Here is a 7,509-nt window from a genome sequence, read left to right as displayed (position 1 = left end):
GTTTTAAAAAATATTTTCATAAAATCTTCAAAAGATTTGGTCGAAGGAAAAAGATTTTCATTATCTTTGGTAAAAAATGGTTTTAATTATGATAAATCTTTTATTCAAGCTCTTTCTTTAGCGGAAGAAACTAGTGAAGTATCTGAAATTTTAAAAAATTTATCAGAGTTATATAAAGAAAACAGCAGTTCAAAAATAGAGATTTTTTTATCTTTGTTAGAGCCAACTTTGATGTTGATAGTCGGCGCTATTATAGGATTGATAGTTACGGCGATGCTTCTTCCGATTTTTAGTATGAATATAATAAATGTATAACTTTAGAAGCTTTTTGAAACAAATTTAGAACACTCTTTTATTATAATCCTTTATACAAAAATTTTTAGGGGGTGTTTATGAAAAAAAGTGTTTTTACCGCAAGTATAGCGTTTTGTGCCATATTATTTTTTTCTGGATGTGGAGGAGGAGGTGGAGGCGAAGGCCAATCAACCTCGTCTGGGTCTTCAACTACAGGTTCTATAGTTGATGCGCCAATTAGAGGCTTATCCTATAATTGCCAAACTTCAGGTATTCAAGGAACTACAAATTCTAAAGGTGAGTTTAGATTTAAGCCTGGTGATATATGTACATTTAAGATCGGGAATTTTCCTATAGGAACTATTGATACATCCAATTTGGACGATGTAGTTATAACGCCTAAAGATCTTTTAGAAGCAAAAGATTTTAATGATAAAAAAGTTATAAATTTTGCCGCTTTGATGTGGACTTTAGATAAAGATGGCGATCCAGAAAATGGAATAGATATAAATGCAAGTAAATTGGCAGATGTTGATTTAGATGATTTAAAGGTAGCAGATCCAGAAGAGATTTTTGAGGATCTAAATAAAACAAAAAGTCTATTGGCTGAAGATCAGGATAATTTAGAAAATCTAGCAAAAAATAAAAAAGATGAGATTGTTGAACATATTAAAAAATCTGAGATAAAAGCGTTAAAAATATATGATCCTAACAAAGCAGCAAATCGTATAGAAAAGCTAAATATAAACGCAGTTTCTATAAATTATGAAAATTTTAATAATAAAACTTTTGATATTGTTGATGGTGATGATGTAATAAAAATCAATTTTTATGATAATGGAACATATCATGAAACTGGAAATGAAGATGAATGGTTAGGAGATGGATTTTGGACTATAGATAATAATAATACTCTTGTTATGATAGAAGCTACACAAGAGGGTGATGATATTTATCCTACTGTTTTAACAGCCGTTTTTGAGGATATTAATGATACATCGGCAAAAATTGTTGCGTTTACCGATGAAGATGTAAAAAAATTGGATGCAAATATAACTGAAAATAGTGGTAGTGTAGGAAATGAAATAAGTAATAGAGTAGAAATAGATAAAGAAATGTTAAATAATAAAGTATTTGAGATAAATGAAAACTCTGCTATTACTTTTTATGCTGATGGAACCTTTAAAAATGTAGGAGAAGATGAAGAGGGAAGTTGGTATATAACAGGAAGTTGGACAATAATAAACAATTTTGTGGTTATGATAGCAGAAGATGATGAAGAAATTGTTGCTTATGTTATAGCCGTCAAATCTTTGAATGAGAATTCAATAGATGTTATAGTTTTGGATGAGGATGGAATTGAAACAATTGAAAATATAACTGTATCTGATGCTAAAGATCCAAAAGAAGAGTTAAATTATACAAAACAGAGTGTTGGATTTGATGATATCGCAAATAAAAAATTTGAGTTTAATGACAATGGTTCTCGTTTTGTTTTTGAATTTTATAAAGATGGAACATATGTAGAAAGAGGGAATGATAATGAAGGAAGCTGGACTATCGAAGGTTCATGGAATATAGTTGATGGTAGTGTAATTTTGACTGGATATGAATACGGAAGTGATTATGTGTCAATAGTAGTAGTGGATTTTGCTTCTTTAGGTAAAAATTCTGCGGAAGTTATCGCATATACCGATGATGGTGTGCACCATATACAAACTTCTATTTCAAATTTAGAAGAATAATCTTTAATATTAGCAAAGGGATTTTCCCTTTGCACTCCTGTGGATTACGATTAAAAAAAAATTAAATTATTCCGATTATAATATTACTTTAAAAAGCTTATTAGGGATCTTGCAATGTTGGATACTATCAAATCAAAATTTATAGTTATGCTTTTAACCTCGTTGTTTACTATATTTATTCTTTTATCTATATATCTATTTAACAGTTTTAACCATATAGTCCAAGATAGTGCAAAAAATAACTTAAAAATTTTAAGCGATTCTATTTTTGTGGCGATTAGGTCAAGTATGAATTTAGGAAGTAGCCAGGAGGTTGAAAAGACGTTAAATCATATCAAAAAAATTAAAGGTATTAAAGATATAGATATCGCAAAATCAAAAAAGGTTATAGAACTTTTTGGTTTAAGTGAAAAATATAAAAATTATCCAAAAGAGATAAAAGATGTTTTTAAAACAAAAAAGATTAGGTATTTTGAAAATAAAAATGGTGAAATTAGACTTTTAAAACCGATAATTGCAACGAAAGAGTGCTTATCTTGTCACGCAAACTCAAAAGAGGGGGATGTTTTAGGCGTTATTGATCTTGATATCTCTTTAGAGAGTATAAATGAACAGCTAAGCAGTTTAAAAATCTCTCTGTTTTGGGGTATAGCCGTTTCTATTTTAATACTCGTGGCTCTTTTTATTCATTTTTTTAATAAAAATATATTTAAGCCGATAAATATCTTAACAAACAGGGCAAAAGATATAGCAAGCGGTGAGGGGGATTTAACAAAGAGATTAAACTTTGTTAAAAAAGATGAGATTGCTGAAGCTGGAAATTGGATAGATAAATTTATAGAAAAAATTGCTCATGTTGTCTCAAACGCAAAAGAGGCAAGTAGAAAAAATTTAGATATTGCCAAAAAGTTGCAAAAGGAATCAAGCGAAGTCGAAAACAGGCTGCATACTGGAATTGATATCGTGGAAAATAGCGTAAAGATTGGGAAAGAGGTGCATATTAGTTTAGAAAATAGTTTAGATAGTATAAAAAAATCTCAAGAGAACGTAAACAGAGCTAAAGAGGAGATAATAAGCGTAAAAGATCAGATCTCTTCACTCTCTTCCAAAATCAAAACTCAATCAAAAAGCGGTATCGAGCTTGCCGATAAACTAAATCTTTTAACAAAAAGAGCGGATTCAGTAAAAGATATACTTAGCGTAATTTCCGATATCGCGAATAAGACAAATCTTTTAGCCTTAAACGCCGCCATTGAAGCGGCAAGAAGCGGTGAGCACGGAAAAGGTTTTGCTGTTGTTGCCGAAGAGGTTAGAAGACTTGCGGAGCAGTCACAGGAGAGCTTAGTTAATATCGAAGAGACGATAAATATAATAATTCAAGAAATTATCGATACCTCAAAGCTTATGAATAGTAACGCAAAAGAGCTAAAAGAGCTGACGGATTTGGCAAAAAATAGTGAAAAAACTATGGTAACTACCACAGATTTTATGGATCAAGTAGACGAAATAAGCAAAAAATCTTTACAACAATCTCAATCTTTGGCAAAAGAGGTGGAAAAAATATTGTCTCAAATTGAAACTATAAAAGATGTCTCCTTGGAAAATATAAAAAGTGTACATCAAATGAAAGAGATGATAGACAATATGTATAAAATCGCTACCAATCTAAATAAAATTTTGGCAAATTTTAAAACTTAATATTCCACAATTTTTCTTCAATTTTATCTTATCATCTCCTAAATATAAAATAGGAGGTGAGATATGAAAAAAGCTCTTTTAATCATTCTTTTGATACTCTCTTCGAACATATTTGCCGCTTCTTTTAGTTATACCGAATATGTCGAGGTAACAAGAAGTGAACCCGTTTATAGAACAATTATAAAAAGGATTCCTTATCAAGAGTGTTGGGATGAGGAGATTCCTATAGAGTATGAGATAGATGAAGGTAATGTGATAGAGGATAATATAGGTCCGTTAATTGGAGGAGTCGCAGGGGGAATCATAGGACACCAAATAGGAAAGGGAAGCGGAAAGACTGCTGCTACGATCGGGGGAGCGATAGTAGGGACTATAGTTGGTAAAAATTTATCAAAAAAAGATAGATATTATGAAAGAGGTTATAAAAGGGTTAGAAGATGCAAAACAAGATATGAAGAACATACCCAAAGGGTTCAAAGAGGATATAAGAATTTTGCTTACTATAACGGAAAAGAGATAATGAAATTTAGTAAAAGACCTTTAAAAAGAATTAAAGTTAATGTAACAATCAGTTATTAAGATAGGGTTTTTTACCCTATCTATTTTTCTTTTTTTTCTTTTTTTTGATAGGTGTCTCTTCGATCATAGGCAAAAATGTTTCAATCAGTTTTCTTGCTTCAATATGAACGCCTTGAGAGAGTTTTGCATTTTCTTTTAAAGCTTCTTTGACTTCGTTTTGTAAATTGTCTATTTTTATATCTTTCTCTTTTATTATATTTTTAAGCTCTTCGATCTCTTTATCTTTTTTTTCCAACTCCTCTAAGAAAAAATTAAAAAAAATCTCATAATCTTCAGCTTCCATTTTTTTATCGCTGTCATCCTCTAAAATCACATATATATGTCCGTTTTCTTTAGTAGATTTTAATGTTCCCCTGCTGATTCTTTTTCTAACCGCTTGCTCCGATATACCAAAAATTGCGGCAGCTTCTTTTATGGAAATTTTTTTCATTATATTCCTTTTTTCTCTTTGGTTTTTTTAATCGTTAAATGTTTTTTTAACTACCAAGCTGTTTGAACCAATTTAACTATTTTAACCTAAAATTTATAAAAAAGCTTTGACAAATGATTAAAAAGTGGTATAATGTTTTTCTCTTTTGGTTTTTAAGTCCCTGACTTTTAAATTGAAAGAGATGCATTTTATTTCAAAGGGACAACGCAATGAAGCAAATTTATGTAGGTAATCTACCTTACAGATCGGGCGAAGAAGAAGTTAGAGATCTATTCTCTCAGTATGGCGAAGTAAACTCAGTTAAACTTATAACTGATAGAGAAACAGGAAGACCAAGAGGTTTTGGTTTTGTAGAGATGGAAGACGAGGGAGCTTTAAAAGCTATCGAAGCCCTTGACGGACAAGAGTTTGAAGGAAGAACATTAAGAGTAAATGAAGCTAGACCTAGAGAAAATAGGCCAAGAAGAGAATTTAACTAATATTCTCCAAAGATAGGCGGGGCTTTCTCGCCTATAACATTTCACTCCCCCATTTTAAAGAATCTACTCCATATTTTTCCCTTACTTTTTTATTCTGTAAGCTTAGTTTTTGATATTTTATATCAACTTCATATGTAAAAATATCAAACATTTTTTTATTATAAAATTTTGAGCAACTCATAGATAATCTTATTATATTTGAATATTTATAAATATCGCATCTTTTAAAAAGAGTTAACATAATATCTTTTAATAATTTTTCATTAAAAGGTTTTGAAACAAGGAGATGGGCTTTTGTTTTTCCTCCAAAATCATATTTTATAGATAGATAGTAATATAATGGGGTAAGATTTAATTTTTCTATAGAGTATGCTAAAAATCTACTCATAATAATAATCCTTCTTTTTATCTCTTCTTTATTGTTTATAGGGTCTATAGTTCTTGAAATACCTATAGATTTTCTTGGATGGGACAAAAGTATAGGTTCGTTATCGATTCCTAAAACTCTTTTATAGAGGGTAATCCCAGGCTTTTTCCAGCTATAAAAAAGTTTTTTTGCCTTTTTAATATCGCCAAGTTTTTCTATTCTTAAATTGTGTAGCCTTTTTGTATATCCTCTTCCGATACCTGGAAATTTCTCTATAGGGATATCTTTTATAAAACTTTCTATATCTTTTACTATCTTTATCCCTTCTGGTTTTGCAAAAGATGTCGCAAGTTTTGCTATCCATTTGCTTTTAGCCGCACCTATAGAAATGGGAAGATCAAATCTTTGTTTTATCTCCTTTTGAAGATCTTTTAAAAACTTTTCAAGATTATCCTCCTCTATCCATCCAGATAAATCTCCAAAGAACTCATCTATACTGAACTGTTCCACAAGGGGGATTTTTCTTTCTAAAAATTTTTTTAAATTATGAGAGATTGAGTGATAATATAGATGATTTGGAGGAACCACCACAAGTTTTGGATATATAGATAAAGCCTCTTTTATGCTCATACCTGTTTTTATGCCATATTTTCTTGCTTCATAACTTGCCGTTATTATGATGCCTCTTATTTTTTTCCCTTCTACAAAATACTCTTTAAAGCCGTTATCTGAATTATAAAAGATGTTTGGCACAAAAGCCCCGCTATTTTTTTGATCTATTTTTACCTTTTTTTGATTTTTTTTATCAAATATGAAAGGATCTCCTCTTCCCCCTACCGCTGCTGGAATATCTTTTAGGTTTGGGTTTTTTATTCTTTCTGCTGAGATAAAAAAGGAGTCAAGATCAAGATGAATCTTCATATAAACTCCTTTAATTTTTGGTTAATAAAATATTAATATAATTATTTATATCGATATAAATAATTAAATCTTTGTTAACTTTAAAGGAGTTGTAGATGTTGCCATTTAACGAAGTTATAGATAGGTTAAAAGATATTTTATCCAAAGAGCTGGGAGAGAGAAGAGTTTATGATAAAGATGTAGCAAATGCTCTTGGAATATCTAAAGAGTATTTTTCTATGCTAAAAAAAAGAGGCAAGCTTCCTTTGGAGGAGCTTATAAATTTTTGTGCAAAAAGAAATATTAGCATAAACTGGCTTTTATTTGATCAAAATCCAAACTCTTTATATGAAAATACGGAAAAATTCGCTTTTGTAAAATATTTTAAGGATATAAACGCAAGCGCGGGAGGAGGAGCGATCAATTATGAAGAAGAGGCTCAAAAGCTATATTTGGATAAAGAGCTTGAAGAGTTTTTTGGAAAGGAAAATATCAAAAATATTGAAGCTTTAAATGTTTTGGGCGATTCGATGGAGCCGGTTTTAAAAGACGGAAGTATAGTTTTTATCGATAAAACGCAAAAAGATATAAAAAAAGGGGGAATATTCGTATTGTCTACAAATGCCGGAGTTTTTATAAAAAGAGTGGTTTTAAAAATTGATGGGACGGTTGATCTTATTTCTGAAAATAGTATATATCCAAAAGAAAATATTTTAGCAGATGAAGTAAATATAATCGGAAAAGTTATCGGCGCGGTAGAAAAGATAAAATAGTTTTAAGCTTTTAAGTGTAAAATAAACAATATTTAATAAAAAAAACTAATTTATAAGATTATAAAAAAATTATATTTTGGAACATTTTTGCAACACATTTAGGATAAAATAAAATCATGGCAACTAAAATCTATTTTAAATATTTATTTATTAATATTTTTATTATTTTTTTGTTGGGATTTATCCAACAATATATCTTATATCCACCATTTTATATAAAAAATATCTATTTTTTAATACCTTT

General features: G+C 29.8%; 8 protein-coding genes. 6 read left to right on the top strand and 2 right to left on the bottom strand.

Annotated features, from left to right (window positions below; all coding sequences use genetic code 11):
• The 4 genes from AC30RD_RS04715 to AC30RD_RS04700 all read left to right on the top strand — a co-directional run.
• Positions 1-315, top strand: a 315-nt coding sequence (locus AC30RD_RS04715; protein WP_489493146.1) for a type II secretion system F family protein, incomplete at its 5' end; no start/stop codon positions are given.
• A gap of 77 nt (positions 316-392) precedes the next feature.
• Positions 393-2,039, top strand: coding sequence for a hypothetical protein (locus tag AC30RD_RS04710; RefSeq protein WP_489493145.1), 1,647 nt, complete (start codon positions 393-395; stop codon positions 2,037-2,039).
• A gap of 114 nt (positions 2,040-2,153) precedes the next feature.
• Positions 2,154-3,737 carry a methyl-accepting chemotaxis protein gene (locus AC30RD_RS04705; RefSeq protein WP_489493143.1) on the top strand — a complete coding sequence of 528 codons (1,584 nt, stop codon included), beginning with the start codon at positions 2,154-2,156 and terminating at the stop codon, positions 3,735-3,737.
• A 63-nt stretch (positions 3,738-3,800) separates the two neighbouring features.
• A complete protein-coding gene (locus tag AC30RD_RS04700) occupies positions 3,801-4,316 on the top strand; it encodes a glycine zipper 2TM domain-containing protein (RefSeq protein ID WP_489493142.1) in 516 nt (171 codons plus the stop codon).
• 16 nt (positions 4,317-4,332) lie between these two features.
• Here AC30RD_RS04700 and AC30RD_RS04695 read toward each other — a convergent pair whose 3' ends face one another.
• The gene (locus AC30RD_RS04695) at positions 4,333-4,746 is read right to left on the bottom strand and encodes a helix-turn-helix domain-containing protein (protein ID WP_489493140.1); all 414 of its coding nucleotides are present in this window, start codon (positions 4,744-4,746) and stop codon (positions 4,333-4,335) included.
• Positions 4,747-4,955: 209 nt separating this feature from the next.
• Here AC30RD_RS04695 and rbp point away from each other — a divergent pair, with 209 nt between their 5' ends.
• Entirely contained in the window at positions 4,956-5,225 is a 270-nt protein-coding gene (gene rbp / locus AC30RD_RS04690; protein ID WP_489493139.1) for an RNA-binding regulator, read from the top strand.
• A 31-nt stretch (positions 5,226-5,256) separates the two neighbouring features.
• On the opposite strand, the gene AC30RD_RS04685 is transcribed toward rbp, so the two are convergent.
• On the bottom strand, positions 5,257-6,513 hold the full coding sequence (locus AC30RD_RS04685) for a DNA polymerase Y family protein (RefSeq protein ID WP_489493137.1): 1,257 nt from the start codon (positions 6,511-6,513) through the stop codon (positions 5,257-5,259).
• A gap of 95 nt (positions 6,514-6,608) precedes the next feature.
• Here AC30RD_RS04685 and AC30RD_RS04680 point away from each other — a divergent pair, with 95 nt between their 5' ends.
• The gene (locus tag AC30RD_RS04680; RefSeq protein ID WP_489493136.1) at positions 6,609-7,265 is read left to right on the top strand and encodes a LexA family transcriptional regulator; all 657 of its coding nucleotides are present in this window, start codon (positions 6,609-6,611) and stop codon (positions 7,263-7,265) included.
• Positions 7,266-7,509: the final 244 nt, after the last annotated feature.

This window comes from Nitrosophilus sp. (assembly GCF_982775275.1).
This window is presented reverse-complemented; position numbering and strand designations above follow the sequence as displayed.

Excerpts from the sequence above, each read along its gene's own strand:
- AC30RD_RS04710 (WP_489493145.1), top strand. The coding sequence starts at position 393 with ATGAAAAAAAGTGTTTTTACCGCAAGTATAGCGTTTTGTGCCATATTA.
- AC30RD_RS04705 (WP_489493143.1), top strand. The coding sequence starts at position 2,154 with ATGTTGGATACTATCAAATCAAAATTTATAGTTATGCTTTTAACCTCG.
- AC30RD_RS04700 (WP_489493142.1), top strand. The coding sequence starts at position 3,801 with ATGAAAAAAGCTCTTTTAATCATTCTTTTGATACTCTCTTCGAACATA.
- AC30RD_RS04695 (WP_489493140.1), bottom strand. The coding sequence starts at position 4,746 with ATGAAAAAAATTTCCATAAAAGAAGCTGCCGCAATTTTTGGTATATCG.
- rbp (WP_489493139.1), top strand. The coding sequence starts at position 4,956 with ATGAAGCAAATTTATGTAGGTAATCTACCTTACAGATCGGGCGAAGAA.
- AC30RD_RS04685 (WP_489493137.1), bottom strand. The coding sequence starts at position 6,513 with ATGAAGATTCATCTTGATCTTGACTCCTTTTTTATCTCAGCAGAAAGA.
- AC30RD_RS04680 (WP_489493136.1), top strand. The coding sequence starts at position 6,609 with ATGTTGCCATTTAACGAAGTTATAGATAGGTTAAAAGATATTTTATCC.